Source organism: Albimonas donghaensis, from assembly GCF_900106695.1.
Classification (GTDB): domain Bacteria; phylum Pseudomonadota; class Alphaproteobacteria; order Rhodobacterales; family Rhodobacteraceae; genus Albimonas; species Albimonas donghaensis.
Genome location: NZ_FNMZ01000002.1, coordinates 153,879 through 177,059, shown reverse-complemented (window position 1 = coordinate 177,059; position 23,181 = coordinate 153,879). Strand labels below are relative to the sequence as shown.

22 protein-coding genes and 1 tRNA gene are annotated in these 23,181 nt (G+C 71.0%); 12 read left to right on the top strand and 11 right to left on the bottom strand.

Features of this window, described 5'->3' with window-relative positions; translation table 11 throughout:
* Positions 1–22 precede the first annotated feature (22 nt).
* The 4 genes from BLV24_RS06785 to BLV24_RS06770 form a co-directional block, all read right to left on the bottom strand.
* The gene (locus BLV24_RS06785) at positions 23–457 is read right to left on the bottom strand and encodes a hypothetical protein (protein ID WP_092680426.1); all 435 of its coding nucleotides are present in this window, start codon (positions 455–457) and stop codon (positions 23–25) included.
* A gap of 38 nt (positions 458–495) precedes the next feature.
* Positions 496–909: a hypothetical protein gene (locus BLV24_RS06780; protein WP_092680425.1), complete on the bottom strand. Its 414-nt coding sequence runs from the start codon at positions 907–909 to the stop codon at positions 496–498.
* 71 nt (positions 910–980) lie between these two features.
* Positions 981–1,814 carry a calcium-binding protein gene (locus BLV24_RS06775; RefSeq protein ID WP_092680424.1) on the bottom strand — a complete coding sequence of 278 codons (834 nt, stop codon included), beginning with the start codon at positions 1,812–1,814 and terminating at the stop codon, positions 981–983.
* Positions 1,815–2,055: 241 nt separating this feature from the next.
* Positions 2,056–3,495: a TldD/PmbA family protein gene (locus tag BLV24_RS06770; protein WP_092680423.1), complete on the bottom strand. Its 1,440-nt coding sequence runs from the start codon at positions 3,493–3,495 to the stop codon at positions 2,056–2,058.
* 232 nt (positions 3,496–3,727) lie between these two features.
* Between BLV24_RS06770 and coxB the strand changes: the two genes are divergently transcribed.
* From coxB to BLV24_RS06735, 8 genes are all read left to right on the top strand, one after another.
* Positions 3,728–4,615: a cytochrome c oxidase subunit II gene (gene coxB / locus BLV24_RS06765; RefSeq protein WP_092680422.1), complete on the top strand. Its 888-nt coding sequence runs from the start codon at positions 3,728–3,730 to the stop codon at positions 4,613–4,615.
* 306 nt (positions 4,616–4,921) lie between these two features.
* On the top strand, positions 4,922–5,929 hold the full coding sequence (cyoE, locus tag BLV24_RS06760; RefSeq protein ID WP_092680421.1) for a heme o synthase: 1,008 nt from the start codon (positions 4,922–4,924) through the stop codon (positions 5,927–5,929).
* A 14-nt stretch (positions 5,930–5,943) separates the two neighbouring features.
* Positions 5,944–6,090, top strand: coding sequence for a cytochrome c oxidase system small membrane protein (locus BLV24_RS21925; protein ID WP_176954660.1), 147 nt, complete (start codon positions 5,944–5,946; stop codon positions 6,088–6,090).
* 2 nt (positions 6,091–6,092) lie between these two features.
* Entirely contained in the window at positions 6,093–6,701 is a 609-nt protein-coding gene (locus BLV24_RS06755; RefSeq protein WP_092680420.1) for a cytochrome c oxidase assembly protein, read from the top strand.
* A 48-nt stretch (positions 6,702–6,749) separates the two neighbouring features.
* On the top strand, positions 6,750–7,556 hold the full coding sequence (locus BLV24_RS06750) for a cytochrome c oxidase subunit 3 (protein ID WP_092680419.1): 807 nt from the start codon (positions 6,750–6,752) through the stop codon (positions 7,554–7,556).
* Positions 7,557–7,688: 132 nt separating this feature from the next.
* On the top strand, positions 7,689–8,372 hold the full coding sequence (locus BLV24_RS06745; protein WP_092680418.1) for an SURF1 family protein: 684 nt from the start codon (positions 7,689–7,691) through the stop codon (positions 8,370–8,372).
* 312 nt (positions 8,373–8,684) lie between these two features.
* Positions 8,685–10,811 (top strand): hypothetical protein, encoded by a 2,127-nt coding sequence (locus tag BLV24_RS06740; protein ID WP_092680417.1) that lies wholly within the window; start codon positions 8,685–8,687, stop codon positions 10,809–10,811.
* Positions 10,812–10,958: 147 nt separating this feature from the next.
* Positions 10,959–11,996, top strand: coding sequence for a glycosyltransferase (locus BLV24_RS06735; protein WP_092680416.1), 1,038 nt, complete (start codon positions 10,959–10,961; stop codon positions 11,994–11,996).
* Between the two features lie 63 nt (positions 11,997–12,059).
* On the opposite strand, the gene BLV24_RS06730 is transcribed toward BLV24_RS06735, so the two are convergent.
* The 5 genes from BLV24_RS06730 to pdxR all read right to left on the bottom strand — a co-directional run bounded on the left by BLV24_RS06730 (position 12,060) and on the right by pdxR (position 18,279).
* Entirely contained in the window at positions 12,060–12,917 is an 858-nt protein-coding gene (locus BLV24_RS06730) for a glycosyltransferase family protein (RefSeq protein WP_092680415.1), read from the bottom strand.
* 203 nt (positions 12,918–13,120) lie between these two features.
* On the bottom strand, positions 13,121–14,434 hold the full coding sequence (locus tag BLV24_RS06725; protein ID WP_092680414.1) for an O-antigen ligase family protein: 1,314 nt from the start codon (positions 14,432–14,434) through the stop codon (positions 13,121–13,123).
* Positions 14,435–14,627: 193 nt separating this feature from the next.
* Positions 14,628–15,578 (bottom strand): sulfotransferase family protein, encoded by a 951-nt coding sequence (locus BLV24_RS06720; protein ID WP_092680413.1) that lies wholly within the window; start codon positions 15,576–15,578, stop codon positions 14,628–14,630.
* Positions 15,579–15,727: 149 nt separating this feature from the next.
* The gene (locus BLV24_RS06715; protein WP_092680412.1) at positions 15,728–16,711 is read right to left on the bottom strand and encodes a DUF808 domain-containing protein; all 984 of its coding nucleotides are present in this window, start codon (positions 16,709–16,711) and stop codon (positions 15,728–15,730) included.
* Positions 16,708–18,279, bottom strand: a complete 1,572-nt coding sequence (gene pdxR, locus BLV24_RS06710) for a MocR-like pyridoxine biosynthesis transcription factor PdxR (protein ID WP_092680411.1) — start codon at positions 18,277–18,279, stop codon at positions 16,708–16,710. The genes BLV24_RS06715 and pdxR overlap by 4 nt, the downstream gene beginning before the upstream one ends.
* 66 nt (positions 18,280–18,345) lie before the next feature.
* Here pdxR and BLV24_RS06705 point away from each other — a divergent pair, with 66 nt between their 5' ends.
* Positions 18,346–19,062, top strand: coding sequence for a pyridoxamine 5'-phosphate oxidase family protein (locus tag BLV24_RS06705; RefSeq protein WP_092680410.1), 717 nt, complete (start codon positions 18,346–18,348; stop codon positions 19,060–19,062).
* A 40-nt stretch (positions 19,063–19,102) separates the two neighbouring features.
* Here the strand turns inward: BLV24_RS06705 and BLV24_RS06700 are convergent, their stop codons facing one another.
* Complete coding sequence (locus tag BLV24_RS06700; protein ID WP_092680409.1) at positions 19,103–20,320, bottom strand: MFS transporter; 1,218 nt, start codon at positions 20,318–20,320, stop codon at positions 19,103–19,105.
* Between the two features lie 165 nt (positions 20,321–20,485).
* Here BLV24_RS06700 and BLV24_RS06695 point away from each other — a divergent pair, with 165 nt between their 5' ends.
* The gene (locus BLV24_RS06695; RefSeq protein WP_092680408.1) at positions 20,486–21,388 is read left to right on the top strand and encodes a LysR family transcriptional regulator; all 903 of its coding nucleotides are present in this window, start codon (positions 20,486–20,488) and stop codon (positions 21,386–21,388) included.
* A gap of 102 nt (positions 21,389–21,490) precedes the next feature.
* Here BLV24_RS06695 and BLV24_RS06690 read toward each other — a convergent pair.
* A tRNA-His gene (locus BLV24_RS06690) sits at positions 21,491–21,567 on the bottom strand.
* 133 nt (positions 21,568–21,700) lie between these two features.
* Between BLV24_RS06690 and BLV24_RS06685 the strand changes: the two genes are divergently transcribed.
* On the top strand, positions 21,701–21,970 hold the full coding sequence (locus BLV24_RS06685; protein WP_092680407.1) for a DUF6324 family protein: 270 nt from the start codon (positions 21,701–21,703) through the stop codon (positions 21,968–21,970).
* A gap of 223 nt (positions 21,971–22,193) precedes the next feature.
* Complete coding sequence (locus BLV24_RS06680) at positions 22,194–23,180, top strand: collagen-binding domain-containing protein (RefSeq protein WP_092680406.1); 987 nt, start codon at positions 22,194–22,196, stop codon at positions 23,178–23,180.
* The last annotated feature ends 1 nt before the right edge of the window (position 23,181 follow it).

Genomic DNA, 23,181 nt, shown 5'->3' with positions numbered 1-23,181 from the left:
CCCGCGGGGGCGGGGCGGCCGCTCAGAGCGGCCGAACGCCCGCCACCCAGCGCGCCACCAGCAGCACCAGCGCCCCGGCCGCGCCCATCACGATGGGCTGGGTGGGGGAGGGCGCCTGGCCGAAGAGCATCGCCGTGGCGAAGGCGAAGACCACGCCGCAGGCGGCGCCCAGGGCGGCGAAGGCCTTCACGTCGCGCCGGCGCGCGGACCAAAGGCCCAGCATCGCGGCGAAGCCGAAGGTCGCGGCGAAGACCATGAAGCCCGCCGCCGTGGGGAACAGCACCTGAAGCGCCACCCGGGCGAGGTCGCCGGCGCCCATCAGGGCGGTCACGGCGACGGCCGTGCCCGTGGCCAGCGCCGCGGCGGTCAGCGCGCCCAGGATGAGCCCCGCCGCCAGGCGCAGCGCGGGGAAGGCCACGCCCTCGGGCCACCAGTCCCGACCGAAGCGCTCGCTCATGTGTTCTCACCCTTGATGAACCGTTTCCGGCGACGATGTTAGCGGCGCGGCGCGCGGGGCTCCACCCGCAGCCGCCAGCCTGCGGCGATGCGCATGCCCAGCGTCAGCGCCGCCGCCTGCGCGACCGCCACGGGGCAGAGCCAGAACAGCGTGTCCTTGAGCGCGCTGGCCAGCAGCGGCGCTTCCGCCCCGCCGCTCCAGCGCAGCGCCTCGGCAAGGGCCAGGCCGCCCGCCGTCGCCGCCGCGCCCAGCGCGACGGAGATCCAGGGCCGCAGCCCCGTCGCCATCAGCCCGACGGCGAGGACCAGCGTCGGCGCCAGCAGCAGCATCCACAACCCCAGCCCGCGGATCAGCGCCGCCACCGGCGCGTGCAAAACCCAGCGGTCGAGCCCGAGCCAGGCGCCGGCGATGCCATCGGCCGCCGCGAGCGACAGCGCCGCCGCGCAGCCCATGGCCGCCGGCGGCGCCAGCGCGCCGAGCGCGAGCCCTGCGAAGCGGCCCGACGGGAAGGCGCGCGCGGGTTTCAGAACACGAAATCGTCAGTGGAGAAGTCCGACAGCGCCATGCCCTTCACCACCAGGGAATCGCGCCCGAGGTCGAAGACCGCGCCCCCCCGCGTGTCGCGGCCCGCGTCCATCAGTTCGGCGAATCCGTCGACCGCGCCGTGACGCGCGAGGTTGATCACGTCGCGATCCTCGAAATCGCGGATCACGTCCTTGCCCGTCTTGTTGCGGATCAGGAAGACGTCCTTGCCCTCGCCGCCCCACAACTGGTCCTTGCCGGTTCCGCCGTCGATCCGGTCCCGGCCGTCGCCGCCCCAGAGCTTGTCGCGCCCGCCGCCGCCCAGCAGCTTGTCATTGCCGGCGCCCGCGAAGACCTGATCGTTCCCGCCGCGAAGCTTGAACACGTCGTTCCCCGCGAAGTCGATCGGCACGCCGTCTTCGGTGACCGCGCCCGGGAGCAGGCGGTCCCTGCTCGACGACGCGCCGGTGAACTTGAAGGACTCGGAGAAGAACAGGGTCTCGACGGCGGCGACGTCCTCGCCGGTCTCCTCCAGGTCGATGGCCTCGGCGACGTCGGCCACCTTGAAGTTCATTTTCCTGAACTGCGCGGTCAGCTCGCCGTCGCCGAATACCTTCCATCCGGTGATCGTCCCGGTGAACGAGTCGTCGGCGCTTCGGGAGATGCCGCGGCCGCTCAGCACGTTCTCGAAGTCTTCGAAGGGGATGACGATTTCGGTCGCGGAGAAGCGGGTCGGGGGGGTGAACAGCGCCTCCCCGATATACTCGATGACTTCCTGAAGGGTGGCGCGAGGGGCGGGGATGCCCGGCCCGAAAGTGAAAGTGATCTTGGCCATCGGCTTGGTTTCCCTTTGGGGCCGCGGCGCCGGAGACAATGAGCCGGAGGCGCGTGCCGTCGTCCTCAAATCAGCAAGCGACGCCGCCGCGGCACCGCCCGAGGCCGGACGGCGATTCGCGCCCGGCCGGCCCGCTGGAAATTTACCGAAACGGCGGATGAACGGCCATCGCCGAGGGACGCGCGACGGCGCCGCGGCGCGAAGCCGCGGCGCCGTCGCGCAAGGGCCCGCCGGGGCGGGATCAATCCTTGCCGGCGCCGCCCACGGTGAGCCCGCCGATCAGCAATGTCGGCTGGCCGACGCCCACCGGCACCCATTGCCCGGCCTTGCCGCACATGCCCATGCCGGGGTCGAGCGCCATGTCGGAGCCCACCGCCCGCACATGCTTCAGCGCCGTGGCGCCGTCGCCGATCAGCGTCGCGCCCTTCACCGGATGCAGGACCTTGCCGTTCTTCACCCGGTAGGCCTCGGTGCAGGAGAACACGAACTTGCCGTTGGTGATGTCCACCTGGCCGCCGCCGAAGCCCACCGCGTGGATGCCGTCCTCGACGCCCGCCACCACGTCCGCGGGGTCGTCGGTTCCGCCCAGCATGACGGTGTTGGTCATCCGCGGCATCGGCGGGTGCGCGTAGCTCTGCCGTCTGCCGTTGCCGGTGGCGTCCACGCCCATCAGCCGGGCGTTCTGGCGGTCCTGCATGTAGCCGACCAGCCGCCCGTCCTCGATCAGCACGTTGCGGGCCGAGGGCGTGCCCTCGTCATCCACGGTGATCGAGCCGCGGCGGTCGGGGATGGTCCCGTCATCGACCACGGTGACGCCGGGGGCGGCGACCATCTCGCCCATCAGCCCGGCGAAGGCCGAGGTCTTCTTGCGGTTGAAGTCGCCCTCCAGCCCGTGCCCGACCGCCTCGTGCAGCAGGATGCCGGGCCAGCCGGGGGAGAGGGCGACGTCCATCACCCCGGCGGGGGCGTCCTCCGCCTCGAGGTTGACCAGCGCCTGGCGCAGGGCCTCGTCGGCCAGCGCGCGGCCATGGGCGGGCTCCATCACCGATTCCACGCCGAAGCGCCCGCCGCCGCCGGCGGAGCCCGATTCGCGCCGGCCGGCCTTCTCCACCGTCACCGAGACGTTCATGCGCACCAGCGGGCGGGCGTCGGCGACCCGGCGGCCCTCGGGGCGCAGGATCTCGATCTCCTGCATCGAGACGCCCAGCGACACCGAGACCTGGACCACCTTGGGGTCCTTCGCCCGAGCATAGGCGTCGAGTTCGGCCAGAAGCGCGGCCCGCGCGGCGAAATCGGGGCCTTCCAGCGGGTCCATGTCGCCGTAGAGCCGGCGGTTCGTCGGGGGCGGCGGGTCGGCCAGCGTGACGCCCTTGCCCTCGGCCGCGCGGGCGGCGAGGCGGCAGGTCTCGGCGGCGCGGGTCAGGGCGCGTTCGCTCAGGTCGGTGGAATGGGCGTAGCCCGCGGCCTCTCCGGCCACGGCGCGCAGGCCGAATCCCTCGCCCGCGTCATAGGCGGCGGTGCGCAGGCGGCCGTCGTCGAAGATCAGCGTCTCGGAGCGCCGTCGCTCCAGATACAACTCTCCGTCATCGGCCCCCGCGACCGCATCGCGCAGGATGGCGAGGGCGCGGGCTTCGTCCAGCTTCGTCTCGAACGGTCTGAACGGGTCTCTGCGATCGGCCATGCTGGCGTTCCTTCCGGGATCTGGCGGGGCGAAACCGGCCCCGCTCATCTACGTGGCTCAAAGCGCCGCATTGCTCAACCGTCTCTCATGTGGTCGTTTCCGCGGCGAAATTGGCGCCGTTTGACGGAAAGCGGTCTGGCGCGGACGGGTTCGTCTGTGCGATGGGAGAGCGTTCGCGCGGCGGGTCCGACCCGCAGGCGCGGCGCCGAAACGAAACAAGGGAAGAGCGGACATGCGTCTTCGCACGATGGCATCGGCCCTGGGCGGCCTCGCGGCGCTCCTCGCCGCCCCTGCGGCCTTCGGCCAGGATCTCGAGCTCAAGGGGATTCCCCACCCCGGCGGCACCGGCTTCCAGGTCGCGGCGACGGAAGTGGCGCGCGACCTGCACTGGCTGGAAGGTTTCCTGCTGGTGATCATCACCGTCATCACGCTGTTCGTGACCGCGCTGCTGGCCTATGTGGTGTTCCGCTACAACGAGAAGTCGAACAAGACGCCGGCGACCTTCACGCACAACTCGCTGGTCGAGGTGGTGTGGACGGTGGTGCCGATCGTCATTCTGGTGGTCATCGCCATCCCGTCCCTGCAGCTGCTGAACAAGCAGATGGTGATCCCTGACGCCGATGTCACCATCAAGGCGACGGGCAACCAGTGGTACTGGTCCTACGAGTACCCGGACAGCGAGTTCGCCTTCGACAGCTACATGGTGGCTCCGGGCTACAAGGACTTCGACACCGCCATGGCCGAGGCCGGCGACGAGATCGAGGCCGCCGGCGTGACCCGCGAGACCTGGCTGCTGCAGACCGACACCGCCGTCGTGGTGCCGGTGGGCAAGGTGGTCCGTCTTCAGGTCACCGGCGCGGACGTCATCCACTCCTGGGCCATGCCGGCCTTCGGCGTGAAGATCGACGCCGTCCCCGGCCGCCTGAACGAGACCTGGTTCCAGGTCGATGAGCCGGGCGTCTACTTCGGCCAGTGCTCCGAGCTCTGCGGCAAGGACCACGCCTACATGCCGATCATGGTCCACGCGGTGCCCCAGGCCGAATACGAGGCCTGGCTCGCCAAGACGGCCGAGATGTATGCGGGCGTGATCCCGTCGGTGGACGTCGCCGCCCTGCAGTGAGCCGGGCGGCGGGCGGGGCCCGGGGCGAAGCGGCCTGAAGGCCGGACCCCGGGGCGCCCGCGCCGCCGAAGACACCCCGCCGCGGTCCGCGAAGGCGGCCCGCGGCGTCGACGCCCCCGGGACGCGCCTGGCGCCGGATCCCGGGCCGGACCGAGACGCGGGGCGCGCGTTGATCGCCCCGACGCACCGCAGACGCGATCCGCCGACGCGACGCCGGCGGGATCGGACCCCGCCAACGCGACCGACGCGCGCCGCAAGACCGCGACCCGCTTCGTCCCCCGCGCGAGAGCCAGAACCGACCGACCCATGACCGACGCTTCGATCATCGACCCCGCGCCGCTGCGCTCCGCCCCCGCCTCCGGTTCGGGGGGCGCGCAGGCGACCGGCGGAACCCCGGAGCCGAGCGTCCGGGACTATGTGAGCCTGCTCAAGCCGCGGGTGATGTCGCTGGTGATCTTCACCGCCTTCGCCGGCATGATCGCCGCGCCCTCGGGCGTGAACCCGGTGGTCGGCTTCGCCGCGATCCTGTGCATCGCGGTGGGGGCGGGCGCCTCGGGCGCGCTGAACATGTGGTGGGACGCGGATATCGACGCCGTCATGCGCCGCACCGCCAACCGACCGATCCCCGCCGGCCGCATGGCCGCCGGAGAGGCGCTGGCCTTCGGGCTCGCCCTGTCGGTGCTGTCGGTGATGATGCTGACCGTCTTCGCCAATCCGCTGGCGGGGGGGCTGCTGGCCTTCACCATCTTCTTCTACGTGGTGATCTACTCGATGTGGCTGAAACGGGCCACGCCGCAGAACATCGTCATCGGCGGGCTCGCCGGCGCGCTGCCGCCGCTGGTCGGCTGGGTCGCCGCGACCGGGTCCGTGGACGTGGCGCCGCTGCTGATGGTCGGGCTGATCTTCATGTGGACGCCGCCGCATTTCTGGGCGCTGGCGCTGTTCGCCGACACCGATTACGGCAAGGCCGGCGTGCCGATGCTGCCCAACGTGGCCGGCCATCCCGAGACCCGCCGCCAGATCCTGCTCTACGCCCTGCTGCTGGCGCCGGTGGCGCTGGCCCCGGCCTTCACGGTCGCGGGCGGGCCGCTCTACCTGGTCGTGGCGCTGGCGCTCAACGCCCGCTTCGTCTGGGGCGCCTTCCGGATCCGCGGCCGCGCCGACGCCACGGCCCGGGCCGACACGTTCGCCGTTGAAAAGAAGTTCTTCGGCCTGTCGATCTGGTATCTCTTCGGCCACTTCGCCGCCATCCTGGCGGAAGCCGGCCTGCGCGCCATGCTGGGCGACTACGCCGCCGGCATGGCCCTGCTCTGACACGGAGGAACGACATGATCCCCGACCGCGAGCATGAACTTCACCGCCGCCGCCGCGGCCGCAACTTCGCCCTGGGCGGGGCGCTGGGCGTCTTCGTCCTGCTGGTCTTCGCCGTCACCGTCGCCAAGCTGGCCGACGGCCAGGTGATCCAGGGGTTCTGACCATGCGCTGGTGGGACGAGCTCGACAACGTGAAGCGGACGGTGGTGCGCCTGAGCGCGCTGGTCGCGGTCATGGCCTCGCTGACCGCCCTCGCCGTGCCGTTCTACTCCTGGTTCTGCGCGGTCACCGGCTTCGGCGGGGAGACCTCGGTCGCCGCGGGCGAGAGCGAGACCATCCTGGAAAAGACCATCAAGGTCCGCTTCGACGCCAACACCGAGCGCGGCTTCGCCTGGGACTTCAAGCCCGAGGTCCGGGAGATGGAGCTGCGCATCGGGGAGACCGGTCTGGTCTTCTACGAGGCGCATAACCCGACCGATCGCCCGGTGGCGGGGCAGGCCTCCTACAACGTCGCGCCGTTCTCGGCCGGGGGCTACTTCACCAAGATCGCCTGCTTCTGCTTCGAGCTTCAGGTGCTGCAGCCCGGCGAGACGCTGATGATGCCGGTCACCTTCTACGTGGACCCGGAGATCGTCGACGACATCGAGGCGAAATACGTCCGCACCATCACGCTGAGCTATACTTTCCACCCCGCCGACCTGCCCGAGGCCGAGACCGAGGAGGACGTCACCGACGCCTCCGCCGTCCTGCCGCGCGCGCAGGACGTCAACTGACGCCGCGCCCGCGCCGGCCCGCCGAAGATCCGCCAAGGAGGACGCCCCATGGCCCATGAGAAGAACCACGATTACCACATTCTCAGCCCCAGCCCGTGGCCGCTGGCCGGCGCGGCCGGCGCCTTCGTGATGCTGGGCGGCGCCGTCGCCTTCATGCATGACGGCGGCCCCTGGATCATGCTGATCGGCCTCGCCGGCGTGCTCTACACCATGTACGCGTGGTGGTCGGACGTGGTCGCGGAAAGCCGCGCCGGCGACCACACCCCGGTGGTGCAGATCGGCCTGCGCTACGGCGTGATCATGTTCATCATCTCGGAGGTGATGTTCTTCGTCGCGTGGTTCTGGTCGTTCTTCAAGCACGCCATGTACCCGATGGGCGAGATCCAGGGCACCGAGGTCGCGGCCGGCGTCTGGCCGCCGGTGGGGATCGAGACCTTCGACCCCTGGCACCTGCCGCTGATCAACACCCTGATCCTGCTGCTGTCGGGCTGCCTGGCCACCTGGGCGCACCACGCGATCGCCCATGACAACGACCGCAAGACCATGGCCAACGCCCTGGTCGGCGCGGTGGCGCTGGGCGTGCTGTTCACCATCACCCAGGCCTACGAATACGGCCACGCGGCCTTCGGCTTCTCGGGCAACATCTACGGCGCGAACTTCTACATGGCGACCGGCTTCCATGGCTTCCACGTCATCGTCGGCACCATCTTCCTCGCCGTGTGCATGATGCGCGCCTATGCCGGCCACTTCACCGCGGACAAGCATATCGGGTTCGAGGCCGCCGCCTGGTACTGGCACTTCGTCGACGTGGTGTGGCTGTTCCTGTTCGCCGCCGTCTACATCTGGGGCGGCTGAGGCCGGCTCCGGCCACGCCGACAGCGCGACCAGCCGAACAATGCGACGGGGGGCGGCTTCGGGCCGCCCCTTCGCGTTTCGGGGAGGCCACCGCCCCGGAACCCCTGCTCAACCACCCGGGACACCGCATCCATGCGCCGATCCAACCGCGCCCGCCTCGCCTTCCTGCTGATCTTCGGCCTCGGCGGCGTGGCCATCCTGTGCTGGCTCGGGACCTGGCAGGTGCAGCGGCTGAACTGGAAGCTGGGCCTGATCGAAGCGCTGGAGACGCGCCTCGACGCCGCTCCGGTCCCGCTGCCCGAGGCACCGACCGAGGCGGAGGACGAGTATCTGCGGGTCACGGTTCCGGGCGTCTATGACGGGTCCGAGCTGCATGTGCTGACCTCCGCCAAACCCTGGGGGCCGGGCTACCGGGTGATCGCGGGTTTCGACGCGGCGGACGGTAGGCGGATAATGGTCGATCGCGGTTTCGTCGAGGAGAGCCGGCGCAACGAGACCCGGCCCGGCGGCCCGGCGGAGGTGACGGGCGCGCTGCTCTGGCCGCAGGAGGTCGACGGGTTCGTGCCGGACCCGGACCTGGCGGAGAACCTGTGGTTCGCCCGCGACGTCCCCCCGATGGCCGAGGCGCTGGGCGCGGCGCCGATCCTGGTGGTGGCCGAGGCCAACGAGGCCGACTGGCCCAAGGCGCAGCCGCTCACCGTCAACCTGCGCAACGATCATCTGAACTACGCGATCACCTGGTTCGGGCTGGCGCTCGTCTGGGCGGGGATGACCGGCGCGCTGGCCCTGCGCCTGAAGCGGCGCGGCGAGGTCTGAGCGCGGCAAGCCGCGTCACAGGGTCCGGTCCGGCGCGAAAGCGGGACCTCGGCGGTTGCGAAGCGGCGGGCGCGGCCCGACCTTCTCTTGCCGGGGGGCGCCGCGCGCGGGGACAAGATGCTCGAATTTACGAAGAATAAACTTCAATGCGCTAGGACATGGCTCCGTGGCCGCCCGTCGGGCCCCGCTCGCCTGCGCGGCCAGGTTCCCGAGGCATCCCACGGTCCCCGGAGGGGGACGCAACCCGACCCCAGTTCCATTCCCCAGGCGACGGGGGCGGACCTGTCCGGACCGACTATTTCGAGGTCCGACATGCTCCGATCGCTCGCCCTTCTGTCCGCCATTCCCACCGCCGCCCCCGCGCGGGCGCTCTTCGATGGTTCCAGCGGCACCATCGGCCAGGGCGTCGTCGGCGCCTATGAGCTGCGCGACGGCGCGGTGGCGCTGGACAAGATCGCCGACCTCTCCGCCGGCCGCATCCTGGGCCGGCCCACCGGCGCGGGGTCCGGCGCGCCGCAGGAGATGGACGCCGCCACCCTGCGCGCGCTGTCCGACGAGTCGGCGGCCACGGTGTTCTTCGCCTCCATCTTCGACGCCGAAGCGGCCTCCATCCCCGCGACGCCCTCCACCGTCGTGACCTTCGGCTACGAGACCGCGGGCGATGGCGGCGGCGGCGAGTATCGACGCATCGGCTCCAATCCCAGCCATCAGGCCAAGCTGCAGACCGCGGACGGCCAGTGGTGGGAGCTGTCGGACCAGGAGCCGACGCCCCTCCAGCTCGGCGCCAAGTTCGACGGTTCGACCGACGACACCATCGCCATCAACAACTGGGTGCTGTTCCTGCGCATCAAGGGCCGCGCCGGGCGGTTGCCGGCGGGGTCGGCCTACTGCTCGGGCACCGTCTACATGGGCGGCGTGCGGGTGCGCGGCGCGGGCGGGGTCAACAACACCGACGCTTCGGTGTCCAAGACCCTGATCCTGTCGGACGCCAACCCGATGCTGTCCATGGGCCCGCGCGCCGACCAGCCCGACACTTTCCACCTGACCCATTGGGAGGATTTCACCGTCGCCTCGGCCGGAGGGCCGGTCAGCCCCATCACGCTGTGGGACACGGCCTCCTACCCCTACCAGATCGGCATCTGGGTCGGGCGCAACCACAACTACATGGAGACCGTGGCCGGCGGAGAGACGCCCACCATCGGCGGCGCCGGCGGTCTGACCATGCGCCGGGTCTGCGTGCAGGACGCCTCGGGCTGGGGGCTTTACGGCTACAAGCTCTGGGGCAAGTCGCTGATCGACGACTGCTTCTTCCGTCGCTGCGGCGGCAAGGGCGCGTTCGAGATGAACGACGACCGCAAGGCCGGCGTGATGAACTTCGCCGGCGTGTCGGTGGATTTCGCGGTGTCCAACATCCACGCCTTCGCCGGCGGCTACGCCAACCCGAACATGACCCATCGCGGCACGGGGCTTCGGATCGGCGCCTTCAAGTCCGACACCGACGCGCTGGGGCGGCTGTGGGAGGCTGGCGGCAACCAGAAGTTCGAGAACTTCTTCTCCGAGGGCTACAAGGTCCCCTTCGATATCCGCGCCACGCTGTCGGTGATGCTCGACAACATGTCCCTGGCCGGCGACCGGATCTATTTCGGGGCCGAGGAGAACCCGTCCAACCAGTGCAAGATCACCTTCTCCAAGTGGCGGACCTTCGACCTGGAGGAGATCAACATCACCCAGTCCGCCACGGTCGACCTGGGTCAGCTGCTCAAGCAGGACCAGGGCACGGACACGGTGATCAAGTACTGGACGGGCTTCACCTGGACCCCGCCGGGGGGCGGCGTCGATCCGACCGGGGTCTACAACAACCCCACCGTGCTGGAGCCGCGGTTCGACCTGAGCGCGGGCGCGTCCAACAGCTATCGTTTCCTGCCGCTGGTCGCCACCAGCTACGATCCGAGCTCGATCTGGTCGAACCTGCTGCCGCCCTTCTCCAACTCGGACGGGGGGAACCTGCAGGGCTGGAACCGGACCGGAGGCGGCGATCTTCAGGTGTCGAACCGCTGGCGCGTGCGGATCAAGAACGGCGCGCAGGTGGCCTATGACGTGGACGCGCTGTCGCCCGGCGATCTGGTGACGGTGCAGCTGTGGTTCGAGGTCAACGGCTCGCCCGATCAGGACGACATCACCTACGGGGTGCGCAACGGCTCCAACGCGTTGCAGTTCCAGCGTCCGCTGGGGCTCAGCGGGGTGCCGGTGGACACCAACTGGCGGGCCTTCAACGCCCGGGTGCCGGCGGACGGGGTGCTTCGGGTGTTCGTGAAGAACGCCACCGGCTCCAATGTCTTCCTGCGGCATCCGGTGGTCTGCGCCGGGGCGAGCGCGCCGCTGGGCCGGCATTACCTGACCGCCTGGCCGACGCCGGAAGGCGTGATCGCCACCGCCTGACCGCACGGGACCGCGGCATCGTCGAGACATCGGCCCCGGGGGGCGCGACCTGTCGCGCCCCCCTCGCGTTCCCGGCCCGCGCGCCGCGTGCTAGTTTGCCCGAGGGCCGGGGGGCTGGCCCGCGTGGTGTGATGGGAAAGGCGCGAAATGCAGGACCAGTCGATGGCGACCGAGGGCGCGGCGACCGCCGCGGCGGACCAGGTGGATGCGGATGTCATCACCTGCGCCTGGTATCACGCCGGCATCCGCGACTTTCACCTGGCCTGGATGCGCGCCAATCCGCGGCCGGGCATGATCTCCATCGTGCGGATCACCGACGACCGGCCGGTGGACAAGCTGGTGGAGGAGAACAAGCGCTTCGGGGCCGAGAAGGTCTATGTCTTCCGCTCCCAAGGGAAGGTGCTGCGCAATCTGGTGAAGCTTCTGCCGATCTTCTCGCTCTACGCTTTCTGGATCACCTGGCGGGAGGGCCGGACGCGCCAGTTCCTCACCCATGACGGCTTCTGTTTCTGGATGATCCCCAGCTTCATCCTGCGTCGGCGCTGCTATCTCTTCGCCCATGATCCCAAGCCGCATGAGAGCGCCGAGCAGGCGATGGCCGCGACCATCCGCAAACGCTATTTCCGCTGGGTCTATTTCCGCAAGCATTGGCGCGCGATCGTGGTGGGCTCGGAGAGCAACCGCGCCAAGATGCTGGAAGGGAACGCGGTTTCGGACACCATCGTCAGCCCGTTCCCCAAGTTCGACGCGGACCTGTTCGAGGGCGGCGCCGGCATTCCGGAGCTGGGCGGGGAAACCGGCTACATCCTGTTTTTCGGGCGGGTCGACATCTACAAGGGCGTCTACGACTGGCTTGTGGCGAACGCCGACGGTCTGGTGAAATCCCATCGCGTGGTGATCGCCGGAGAGATGATCGACAAGCGCGTGCTGGAATTCGCCGACCGGGTCACGATCATCGGCCGCTTCATCAAGACGGAGGAGGTGCCGGGCCTGTTCGAGAACGCCCGCGCCCTGATCTGCCCCTACATCTCCTCGACCCATTCGGGGATCGTGGACATGGGGGTCAGCTTCGGCACGCCGGTCTACGTCTCCCGCATCCCGTATTTCGAGGAGATGTATGCGGATCGGCCCGAGGTCCGCTATCTCGACGCGCTCGCGCCCGACCTGGCGGCCGACACCGCCTGAGCGGGGCGGGGCGGGGCAGGGAAGGGGGGCGGGCGCATCGGCGCCCCTCCCCCCCGCTCGTCTTCAGTCCCAGAGGTCGTAGGGGAACGCCTCGCGCAGGCCCGGCGGGGCCAGCACCGGGGCCGAGGTCATGTCGACCTTCGCCGCCTCGGCGACCGAGGAGAACACCCGCGGCCCGTCCGGCCGGCCGGTGCCCAGAACGTAGTCCTCGTATTTGAACGCCGGCTCGGTGGGCGACAGCCGCACCAGCTTCACGTCCTTGCCCAGCCGCTCCCCCAGCACGAAGCCGTGCAGGGAGGAGGTGACGATGTTGCGGGCGTTGACGATGTATTCGCAGACCAACGGCCACGGCTCCAGCGGGGAGACGATGGGGAAGGTCGTGTCCAGCTCCTTCAGCCGCAGGTCGTTGAGGTTGGGGATGAAGATCGTCTCGGGATAGCTCGGCAGCGTGCGCCGGGTCAGCAGGTCCGGGAACAGGTCGAAGACCAGCAGGCCGGGATCGCCGTAGATCTCGGGGACCTCGATCTCGGGCCGCCAGCGGTTGAGCCATTCGCGGGTCCTGGGCCCGCGCACCGCCCGCACGTCGAGGGTCGAGAAGCCCGGCTCCCCCCCCACGTCGCGACCGTTGACGCCGGAGCCCCAGACCGTGTCGCCCTCCTGCGCCATCTGCAGGATCGAGCCGATGGCGAACAGCGTCCGCGGGGCCGGGGCGTGGAAGGCGCGGTGCAGGCCGCGCAGGGCCAGCAGCTGGTCGACGACCACCAGCGACAGCTCATCCCCGAAATTGGCCGCGCCCTTGGGCCGCCAGTGGTGCACGTCGATGCGGGTCTGGTCGGTCGCCCGCCCCAGCCGCTTGATCTCGACCTTGTAGAACCACTTGCTCGCGGCCTTTTTCGCGAGCTTGTCGAACACGCCCGTCATTCGCACTCTCCGTCACGTCACCCGGCCGCAAGACGCTAGCCGGGGTCTTGGTCGCTGTCGACCGCGCTTTTTGCGCTGCAACATCGTCGGTCCGGACCATCGGCGCCCCGGGCGGGGATCGCTCCCCTCGGACCTTGGGGAAGGTGGGGCGGAACCGGGCCGAAACGGGCGGAACCTGTCGCGGGAATGAAGCGGGCGTGGCCTCAGGCCGCGCCCAGCGGGGCGGGGCCGCCATCGGGGGCCCGCGCGGACGCCCCGGCGGTCGGGGCCGCGCCGCGGCGCTGCGCGGCCAGCCGGTCGGCGCGCAGGGCCGAGGCGCGCAGCAGCAGCGCCATCAGCAGGTAGATGACCGGCATCGAGCTCCAGTTGGTGTGAACGGCGCTGATCATCATGCGCGCGATCACCGAAAGGTAGATGAAGAGCACGACCACCGACAGGATCCGCTCGCGCCGCATCAGCGTGACGATGCGATAGAGCAGGAACAGCCAGAACAGGCTGAAGAAGATCAGCGCGAACGCCCCGGTTTCCAGGAGAACCAGCAGGAAAGAGTTGTCGACGACCATCTGCAGCGCCTCGATCTGCCGCTTGTAGCCGACGCCGAACATCCAGTAGTCGGGCAGGCTGTCGATCGCCCGCGCGAACAGCGAGGCGCGGGCGGAGTCGAGGAACTGGCTCGAGCCGGACAGGTTGAAGATGTCGAGCCGCTGGAAGATCACGGAGTCGAAGGAGATCGGCAATGCGCCGCCCGAAAGCGACACCAGCAGCACGCCCCCGGAAATCGCCAGGCCAAGGGCCAGCACCGGCGTCGGGCCGATCTTGATCCGCCCCAGGATCACCAGCGGCGCCACCATCAGAAGCAGCTGCAGCATGCCCCCGCGCGATGACGACAGGACCGTGGCCAGCACGATCATCCCCGCCGAAATCCACGCGAAGGGACGGCTGACCTTCTGGTCCGTCGCCGGCATCGCCACGAACAGCGCCATGGCGAAGGCGACGATGGTCAGGCCGTAGGCCCCGGTGTTGCCGCTGAGCCCGCCGGCGCGGCTCGACGCGCTGTAGCGGCCGAGGCTGCGCTCCCAGAACTGCTGCGAATCCCGCACCGAGATGCCGGCGTAATGCATGAACAGCCCCGCCGCGACGGAGATGAACAGCCCGATCACCGCCAGCCGGATGATGCGCTGGATATAGGCCTCGTCGAGATCCTTGATGCAGAACACCAGGAAGAAGGGCGCGAAGATCGAGACCTGGCGCATCGCCGCGATCATCGAGCGTGCGATGTCCCCGAGCCCGATGTCGCCGGCCTGGAACAGCGGCGAGACCAGGCACACCGCGATATAGGCCAGGTAGAACCCCGCGACGGGGGATGCGGCGATGCCGCCGGTGAACAGGATCAGCAGGAACAGCGGCAACATGAAATCGATGATCGAGATCGGAAACCCCGCGATCACCGTCCCCATGAAGGGCGACAGCAGCGCCACGGCCTCGACCGTGCGCCTGATGTAGCGGTCCGCGATCATGCGCGCCCGTTCTCCCGGTCCATCACCACGCGGCTCGCCGCGCCCAACGCCCGCGCGGCCGCGCGGCGCCATCCCATCGACCCCGCGCCCCCGCGCGAGGGCCGGCGCCCGCGCTCCCGCAGGAGACGCGCGCCGGTCAGCATACTAGACCACGTCGGGTGAACGAAACGGATGCGGCGCGCCGGCGCGGGGCTCAGCCCGCCGCCGCCGGGGCGGAGGCCGGGTCGCGCGCCGGCAGCCAGTGCGACAGGTCCCGTCCCAGCAGCGCGCCGGTGCGCGCCACGTCCTCGCGGTACAGATCCTCCAGTTCGGCGCGGAACGCGGGCGACATCGCCTCGCGCGTCGCGTCCTTGCGCAGCTTGCGCTTCAGCGTCTCGACCAAGGGAATGCGGTTGCGCCGCAGGGCGCTCCGCAGCGCCTCCACCGGGGCTTTCAGCGGGCCCGGCGGGGTCAGGATCAGCTTCGCGAGGAGCTCCGAGCGGTGGGCGTGCGCGGCGTTGACCCGCGGAAACTCCGTGCGGCCGTCATCGGGCAGGCCGAGAAAGGCCAGCGCCTGCCGGTAGACCGCGCCGCAATCGGCGTTGAGGTCCTCCTGCAGCAGCACCAGCCGCTGATCCTCGGGAACCAGGGCGAAGAACCGCTCGATCTGGCGGGAGAACATCGCCATCTCGCGATATTGCAGCCACAGCTCGGCCTGCGCGCTCTCGGGGATGCGCTCGCCGCGGGCGCGGGCGTCCTGCAGGCGCCAGGCGGTCTCGAAATCCGCCTCGTCCTCGTTGCGGGAGAAATGCAGCTCCATGTGGAAGGCGTGGACCACCTCCACCGGGTTGCGCAGCATGGCGATGAACTTCGCGTCCGGGTTCATGCGCAGCGCGTTGGCCACCGCGGTCTCGGAGCGGAGATAGTTGGTCGACCCCTCGCCGATGGCCTTGTGGCGGGCCGGGTCGGCCCCGTCGAACAGCGCCAGATAGGCGGCGTCGTCGGTGAGGCCCTGCGCCTGTTTCAGCCGGGGGAAGTCGTCGCAGAAGTAGAACGGCTCCTTCGGGTCGCAGATGAACGCCTCGGGATGTTCGGAGATGTAATGCGCCAGCGCCGTGGTCCCGCATTTCGGCGCGCCGATGATGAACAGGTTCGGAACGGGCATCGCAACTCCTCGGCGCTTGGGGCCGGTTTCCACCGAAGACCGACGGAACCACAGGGGGCCGCGCACGGCAACAGATCTCGCAACCGCAGCAACCATGCGGGCCGCCGTCGCGACAAGGCGCCTATCGTCGCGTCCCGCCGGGGCGGCGTTCAGTGCGCGCCGCCGTCCCCCGCCGTCTCGCCGCGCAGCCGGGCGACGAGCGGGACGATGACGCGGGTCACCAGCGGGATGAGCGCGAAGCCCGCCGCGAGCCCCAGCACCCCGTCGAGCCCCGCGGTGACGATCCAGCGCGCGGCCCCGGCCATGCCCTCGCCGACGCCGGCGGCGACCGCCCCGGCGGCGTGCACGATGATCTCGGTGGGCGCGTGCCAGCCCAGTTCGTGCAGGCCATGGGTGAGGATCGAGCCGCCGACCCACAGCATCGCCGCGGTGCCCACGGTGGCGATGACCTTCATCACCGTGGGCATCGCCTTGACGATCCCCCGCCCCAGCGCCCGCGTCGCCTCCAGCCGCCCGATGCGGGTCAGCGTCAGCCCGAAGTCGTCGGCCTTCACCAGCAGCGCCACCGCGCCGTAGACCAGCACCGTGATGCCCAGCCCGACGGCGGCGAGCGCCACGGCCTCGGTCACGAAATGGTCGCTCTCGATGGCGGCGAGCGAGATGGTCATGATCTCCGCCGACAGGATGAAGTCGGTCTTGATCGCGCCCTTCACGCGCTGGGTCTCCAGGTGGGCGGCGTCGAGGGTCCGGGCCTCCTGCGGGCCGCTTTCGGGGGGATGGGGGAAGATCGCGTGATGGATCTTCTCCGCCCCCTCGAAGCACAGGTAGCAGCCGCCCAGCATCAGCAGCGGCGTCAGCGCCGCGGGCAGGAAGGCGTTGAGCGCCAGCGCCGCGGGCAGCAGGATCACCAGCTTGTTGAAGGCCGAGGCGCGGGCGATCTTCCACACGATCGGCAATTCACGGGCGGCGGGCAGGCCGGAGACGTATTTGGGCGTCACCGCGGCGTCGTCGATGACCACGCCCGCGGCCTTGGCGCCGGCCTTGGCGCTCTGGGCGGCGATGTCGTCGAGCTGCGCCGCCGCCAGCTTGGCGATGGCCGCCACGTCGTCCAGAAGCGCCAGAAGTCCGCTCATGCGCTCGTCCCCTCGTTGCGGCCGACCCGGGCGTCGGCCTCGGGTCTAGGTAGGGCCAAGGGCGCGACGGTTCCAGCGCCGCGTTGCGCGGCGGCGTCGCGCAGGGCCGTCGTCCAGCCGCGGGCGGCCTCGGCCAGCATGTCCGGCGGGAAGCCCGAGAAGCCCACGACCACCCCGTGCCGCCCCGGCGGCGGGGCCGACAGGTGCAGCCCGGCCAGCGCCCGCGCCCCGAACCCCGCGGCGCGGGCGAGCGCGATGGCCTCCGCCTCCGTGATCTGCGGGGGCAGGGGGACGATCAGGTGCAGGCCCTGGTCGGGGGGCGCGGCCGCCACGCCGCCTTCGCGCAGGGCGTCGACCAGCGCGTCGCGGGCGGCGCGGGCGCGGCGGCGAGCGCGGCGCAGATGGGCGGCGAAATGGCCCTCGCGCAGGAACGCGGCCAGCGCGTCCTCGGCCAGCGTGGCGGGGTGGCGGTCGGTGCGCGCGCGCAGGCGCAGAACGGGGTCGAGCAGCGGCTCGGGCAGGGCCAGGTAGCCGACCCGCAACCCCGGAAACAGCGCCTTGGAGAAGGTGCCGATATAGATCGTCCGCCCCGCCCCATCCATGCCCTGAAGCGCGGTGAGCGGCGGGCCGGCATAGCGGAATTCGCTGTCGTAATCGTCTTCGAGGATCCAGGCCCCGGCCCGCCGCGCCCAGTCGATCAGCGCCAGCCGGCGCGGCATGGTCATGGTCACGCCCAGCGGGAACTGGTGGGACGGGGTGACATAGGCCGCGCGCGCGTCGGGGGCCATGGCCTCGCCCGCCGCGGGGTCCAGCCCGTCGGCATCCACCGGCACGCCGGTCAGGCGCAGGCCGGCGCCTTCCAGCGCGGCGCGGGCCATCGGGTAGCACGGATCCTCGATCCAGGCCCGGTCGCCGGGCGCCAGCACCCCCCGCGCCACCAGGTCCAGCGCCTGCTGGGAGCCGGAGGTGATGACGATGCGCTCCGGCGCGCAGCGCAGCCCGCGGGCGGCGCGCAGGTAGTCCGAAGCGGCCTCCCGCAGGGCCCGCCCGCCGCGCGGGTCGCCATAGGCGAAATGGGCCGGCGCGGCGCGCGCGAGATGGCGCGACAGCAGCGCCCGGAACGTCCCCATGGTGCGCGGATCGGGCGTCGCCACGCCCACCGCGCCGGGCAGGGCGGGGGAGACGTCGCGCAGCGCCGCCGCGTCGGCCGCATCCGAGGCCCCGCCCGCATCGGAGACCGCGCCCGCATCGGAGGCTGCGTCAGGGGCGGGGGCGGCGCTGGGCAGGCGCGGCACCCTTGCGGCGACATAGGTGCCGGCGCCGGTGCGGGCCTCCAGGTAGCCGTCGGCCTGCAGGGTCTCGTAGGCCGCCACCGCGGCGCCCCGCGACAGGCCCAGCCGGGCCGCGAGGTCCCGCGTCGTGGGCAGCTTGGCGCCGGGCGACACCGCCCCCTGCTCGATCAGCCGGCGGATCTCCGCCCTCAGCGCCGCCTGCCGCGGCCCGCCCGCCGGCAGCACCGGGATCAGAGCCGACCAGTCCGGAGAATTGGTCTGAATTCTTTCCGCCATATTGGACCTTCGCCGAGCCAATCGCCTCGGCTACCGGTGGACCAACCTCCCGCGAAAGGCAACAAGATGTCCGATACCGCCCTCTCCTACCCCGTCGACGCCCGCAACAGGGTCAGGCGCCATCATGAGCGCGGGGCCTACGACCACGACGCCGTCCATGCCGTGCTCGACGCCGGGATGCTGTGCCACGTCGCCTATGTCTTCGACGGCCAGCCCTATTGCACCCCGACCCTGCACTGGCGCGAGGGCGAGATGCTTTACTGGCACGGCTCGTCCGCCAGCCGCATGCTGCGCGGTCAGCGGGCCGGGGTTCCGGTCTGCGTTACGGTCTCGCATCTGGACGGGATCGTGCTGGCGCGGCGCGGGCTCAACCACTCGGCCAATTACCGGGCGGCGATGTGCTTCGGGACCGCCCGCATCGTGGATGACCCGGCGGAGAAGGCGCAGGCGCTCGCCGCCGTCATCGACCGCTTCCTGCCCGGCCGCTCGGGGCGGGTGAAGCCCAACACGGCGCAGGAGGCGAAGGCGACGACGGTGATCGGGATGCGGATCGACCAGGCCTCGGCCAAGGTCCGCGCGGCGGGGGTGGGGGACGAGCCCGAGGACCTCGCCCTGCCGATCTGGGCCGGCGTGATCCCCGTGCGCACGGTGATCGGCGCGGTCGAGACCAGCCCCCATGTCCCCGCCGGCGTGGCCCGGCCGCCGGAGCTTGCGCATTACCCGGAGGGCGAGACCCTCGACAAGGCGCTGCGCGAGACCCAGCGGATTTACGAAGGCGGCTGAGGGGGGCGCTTTCCCGCCCCCCCCGCCCGCCTCCCGCGCCTCAGGCGGCGCGGGGAGCGGGCGCCTCTGCGGGGGCGTTCACGGGGACGTTCACGGGGGCGCCGACGGGCGCCGCGGCGATCCAGCGCCGCGACCCCAGCAGCAGCGCCAGCGCGGCGGCGGCGAGCACCGCGCCCACCGCCGGCAGGGCCGCGTAGCCGAAGCCGAGCGCCAGCACCGCGCCGCCGACCCCGGCCCCGATGGCGTTGCCCAGGTTGAACGCCCCGATATTCATCGAGGCCGCGAGGTTCGGCGCCCCCTGCGCCGCCCCCATCACCCGGATCTGCAGGGGCGAGACCAGCGCGAAGGTCACCGCCCCCCACAGGAAGGTCGCGACCGCCGCCGCCGGCGCCCAGCCCAGCGTCAGGGGCAGGATCAGCAGCATCGCGATCAGCGCGACCAGCGCCGCCGCCACCGCCCGGTCCGCCGAACGGTCGCCCGCCCGTCCCCCGACCCAGTTGCCGAAGGTCAGACCGACTCCGAACACCACCAGCATCGCCGAGACGAATTCCGGGCTCGCCCCCGCCTCCGCGATCAGCAGCGGCGCGAAATAGGTGAGCACCACGAACATCGCCGAGGCCTGAAGCGCCGTGACCCCCAGCGCCGCCAGCACCGCCGGCCGGCGCAGGGCCGACAGCTCGGCGCGCATGTTCACCACCTCCGTCACCCGGCCGCGGGGCAGGGCCAGCGCCAGCGAGACCATGGCCGCCACCCCGATCAGGGCGATGGCGAGGAACACCCAGCGCCAGCCGATCTCGGCCCCCGCCCAGGCCGCCGCCGGCACGCCGATGACATTGGCCAGCGACAGGCCGGTGAACATCGCGGCCACCGCGCTCGCCTGTCTTCCGGGCGCCGCGATCCCCGCCGCCACCACCGAGCCGACGCCGAAGAACGCCCCGTGGTTCAGCGAGGTCAGCACCCGCGCCCCCAGCAGCGTGGCGAAATCCGGGGCCAGCGCCGACAGCAGGTTGCCCAGCGTGAAGATCCCCATCAGCCCGACCAGCAGCAGGTTGCGCGGCATCCGCGTGGTGCTGAGCGTCATCAGCGGCGCCCCGATCATGACGCCCGCCGCATAGCCGGTGATCAACTGGCCGGCGCGGGGGATGGAGGCGTCCACCCCCTCGGCGATGGCGGGCAGCATGCCCATGGGGGAGAATTCGGTGACGCCGATGCCGAAGGCGCCGACGGCGAGCGAAAGGATGGCGAGATCGGATCGCATATGCGCTCCTTGAAGCGGAGGGTGAGAGACAGGGAGCGGACATAGACCGGGGCCGGCCGAGCGATTAGACGGGGAAGATGCGCGGCTTCTTTGACTCCAAGGCAAAGATCAGGGCGCAGGGATCGCGGCGCGGGCATCGGGCGCGCCGAAACCGGGAGCGGAACGATGGAGCGGATCGGCGCCGACCGCATGGGCGAGATGCGGATTTTCGCGGAAGTGGTGGCGCAGGGCGGCTTCTCCGCCGCCGGGCGCGCGCTGGGCGCCAGCCCCTCGGGCGTCAGCCGGGCGGTGGCGCGGCTGGAGGCGCGGCTCGGCGTGCGCCTGCTGCTGCGCACCACCCGCGCCATGACCCTGACGGCGGAGGGCGAGGCCTATCACCGCGCCGCCCTGCGCATCCTCGCCGACCTGGAGGAGACCGAGCGCCGCGTCGCCGACCGCGCGGCCCCGCGGGGCAAGCTGCGGGTGTCGGCCTCGATCGCGTTGGGGCGGGCGCGCATCCTGCCGCTGCTGCCCGAATTCCTGGAGCGCTATCCGGGCGTCTCGCTCGATCTCAACCTGGGCGACGCCATCGTCGACCTGGCGGGCGGGCAGGCGGATGTGGCGATCCGGGTCGGCCCGCTGCCCGACAGCGGGCTGACCGCGCGGCGGCTGGGGGACACGGGACGCTGCGTGGCGGCCTCGCCCGCCTATCTCGCCCGCGCCGGGGTTCCGCGGACGCCGGAGGCGCTGCTCGACCACAACTGCCTGCGCTACAACCGCGACGCGCCGGGCGCGGGCTGGCCGTTCCGGCGGGACGGGACGCTGTTCCGGGTTCCGGTCCGCGGCAATGTCGAGGCCAACAGCGGCGCGACGCTGGCGCAGCTCGCCCGCGACGGACTGGGCGTCGTGCGGCTCGGGCGCTTCATGCTGGCCGAGGATCTGGAGGCCGGCCGGCTGGTGGAGCTGCTGGCGGATCACGACGCCGAGGACCGCGAGCCCTTCCACGTGGTTTTCGTCATCGGCGCCACGACGCCCGCGCGGATCCGCGCCTTCGTCGATTTCGTGGTGGAGAAACTGGCGGGCCGCTGAGGGGAACGCCGGGGGCGGGCCGCTGAGGCCGCCTCCCCCATGCGCCGCGCCCGCGATCCGTTTCCGGGTCGCGGTTTCGCGGTCTGCGTGCGGAAGGGAGGGTGGTACCGACGCCCCGGCTCGAACGGGGGACCCCTAGATCCACAATCTAGTACTCTAACCAACTGAGCTACGTCGGCACGCGGGGCGCTGCTTAGCGCCACGGGCGCGGGGATGCAAGCGCGACCTTGCGCTTCTTTGCGGCTCGGAGTAGCGACGGCGCGGAAACGGCGCGAACGCGCGCCTTGCGCATCCCGCGCCGGAGGACGGAGCATGGCGGACATCAACTCGGAAAGCGACGTCGCGGCCTCGATCCAGATCGGCCCGACGACCGAGGGCATGGTCCGCATTTTCGTCGAGGGCGACGGATTCGGCCTGCCGATCGATTTCGATCCCGAAGAGGCCGAGGAGATCGCGGAGGAGCTGCGCGGCGCCGCCGAGCGCGCCCGCGCGGTCCAGGGCCAGGCCCGCAAGGGCGGCGCGCCGAAGGGCAAGGGCGGGCCGGCCGGCGGCCGCGGACCCAAGGGGCGTCCCGGCCGCTGAGCCGGGCGCGCCGTCGCTGATGGGGTGATGCGGCCGGGGCGACGCTGCGGACCAGACGCGCCGCAGGGTGACCTCTACGTAAAAATCGATTGTCTCTATGCGTTGATTCGCAATACACCTCTGGTGGAGATATGGCGTTTCCCTGCGAGTCCGTTCGGGGGCGCTGATCTACGGTGGCCTATCGGGCGCTGACGTCAGCGTTGCGCGGCCCTTGGGGAGTGGTATGCGTTTCAGAAGTTCACGTGTCGCGCAGGCGGCCGCGGCAGGGTTCCTCCTGTCGACCTCGCCGCTCTCGGCCGCCGGTCTCGACGCCACCACGCTGATGAGCCGGTTCGCGTTGATCTCGCTCGGCGACGCGGACGTCACAGGCGTCAATCATATCGAAGGCCGCGCCTATGTCGGCGGCGACATGACGGCCACCGGCTTTTACGCCAACAGCGACGGCAGTCCCGACGTGGCCGTGGGCGATGTCACGGGCTCCCTGGTCGTGGGCAACGACATCGTGGGCAGCGTGCAGAGCGGCGGGAGCGGCTCGATCGTGGTCGGGGGCAGCATCACCGGCGCCAACAGCTCCGGTCTGCCGACTTCCGAAGGCGTCGGCGCGGACGTTCCCGGCGGCGTGCCGGTCACCGACATGGCGAATCTGTTCACCGGGCTTTCCTCGACGCTGGGCGGCATGGCCGGCACGGCGGGGGCGGCCTTCTCCGGCGACATGAACAGCTGGACCTTCACGTCCGGCGCGGGCGACGCCGACGGGCTGGCGATTCTGAACCTCAGTGCGGTCGACGCCAATTCCATTCTCAGCTCGAACGGGTTGATGAACTTCAATGTGGATGCGGGCGTCACGCTGGTGATCAACGTCGAGACCGCGCCGGCCAATGTCAGCGCCAAGGTGAACACGGACGCCGAGTCGGTGCTGTTCAACTTCCACGCCGCCACGAGCCTCGTGTTCGGAAGCCAGGCGTTCAACACGTCGCTGCTGGCGCCGCTGGCCGATTTCTCCTCTCCGAGCGGGGGGACGCGCGGGTCGATGGTGGTCGGTTCGCTGGCTGACATGGCCGGCGAGATCCGCAGTTTCTCCAACAGCGACTCCACCTTCGGCGGCGATCTGAGCAGCGTCTCGGTCTCCGCCGTGCCGCTGCCGGCGCCGGCGCTGCTGCTGCTGGCCGGTCTGGGCGCGCTGGGCGTCGTCCGGCGCCGGGCCGCCTGAG

Coding starts and splice junctions, on each gene's coding strand:
- BLV24_RS06785 (WP_092680426.1), bottom strand. CDS start 457: ATGAGCGAGCGCTTCGGTCGGGACTGGTGGCCCGAGGGCGTGGCCTTC.
- BLV24_RS06780 (WP_092680425.1), bottom strand. CDS start 909: ATGGGCTGCGCGGCGGCGCTGTCGCTCGCGGCGGCCGATGGCATCGCC.
- BLV24_RS06775 (WP_092680424.1), bottom strand. CDS start 1,814: ATGGCCAAGATCACTTTCACTTTCGGGCCGGGCATCCCCGCCCCTCGC.
- BLV24_RS06770 (WP_092680423.1), bottom strand. CDS start 3,495: ATGGCCGATCGCAGAGACCCGTTCAGACCGTTCGAGACGAAGCTGGAC.
- coxB (WP_092680422.1), top strand. CDS start 3,728: ATGCGTCTTCGCACGATGGCATCGGCCCTGGGCGGCCTCGCGGCGCTC.
- cyoE (WP_092680421.1), top strand. CDS start 4,922: ATGACCGACGCTTCGATCATCGACCCCGCGCCGCTGCGCTCCGCCCCC.
- BLV24_RS21925 (WP_176954660.1), top strand. CDS start 5,944: ATGATCCCCGACCGCGAGCATGAACTTCACCGCCGCCGCCGCGGCCGC.
- BLV24_RS06755 (WP_092680420.1), top strand. CDS start 6,093: ATGCGCTGGTGGGACGAGCTCGACAACGTGAAGCGGACGGTGGTGCGC.
- BLV24_RS06750 (WP_092680419.1), top strand. CDS start 6,750: ATGGCCCATGAGAAGAACCACGATTACCACATTCTCAGCCCCAGCCCG.
- BLV24_RS06745 (WP_092680418.1), top strand. CDS start 7,689: ATGCGCCGATCCAACCGCGCCCGCCTCGCCTTCCTGCTGATCTTCGGC.
- BLV24_RS06740 (WP_092680417.1), top strand. CDS start 8,685: ATGCTCCGATCGCTCGCCCTTCTGTCCGCCATTCCCACCGCCGCCCCC.
- BLV24_RS06735 (WP_092680416.1), top strand. CDS start 10,959: ATGCAGGACCAGTCGATGGCGACCGAGGGCGCGGCGACCGCCGCGGCG.
- BLV24_RS06730 (WP_092680415.1), bottom strand. CDS start 12,917: ATGACGGGCGTGTTCGACAAGCTCGCGAAAAAGGCCGCGAGCAAGTGG.
- BLV24_RS06725 (WP_092680414.1), bottom strand. CDS start 14,434: ATGATCGCGGACCGCTACATCAGGCGCACGGTCGAGGCCGTGGCGCTG.
- BLV24_RS06720 (WP_092680413.1), bottom strand. CDS start 15,578: ATGCCCGTTCCGAACCTGTTCATCATCGGCGCGCCGAAATGCGGGACC.
- BLV24_RS06715 (WP_092680412.1), bottom strand. CDS start 16,711: ATGAGCGGACTTCTGGCGCTTCTGGACGACGTGGCGGCCATCGCCAAG.
- pdxR (WP_092680411.1), bottom strand. CDS start 18,279: ATGGCGGAAAGAATTCAGACCAATTCTCCGGACTGGTCGGCTCTGATC.
- BLV24_RS06705 (WP_092680410.1), top strand. CDS start 18,346: ATGTCCGATACCGCCCTCTCCTACCCCGTCGACGCCCGCAACAGGGTC.
- BLV24_RS06700 (WP_092680409.1), bottom strand. CDS start 20,320: ATGCGATCCGATCTCGCCATCCTTTCGCTCGCCGTCGGCGCCTTCGGC.
- BLV24_RS06695 (WP_092680408.1), top strand. CDS start 20,486: ATGGAGCGGATCGGCGCCGACCGCATGGGCGAGATGCGGATTTTCGCG.
- BLV24_RS06685 (WP_092680407.1), top strand. CDS start 21,701: ATGGCGGACATCAACTCGGAAAGCGACGTCGCGGCCTCGATCCAGATC.
- BLV24_RS06680 (WP_092680406.1), top strand. CDS start 22,194: ATGCGTTTCAGAAGTTCACGTGTCGCGCAGGCGGCCGCGGCAGGGTTC.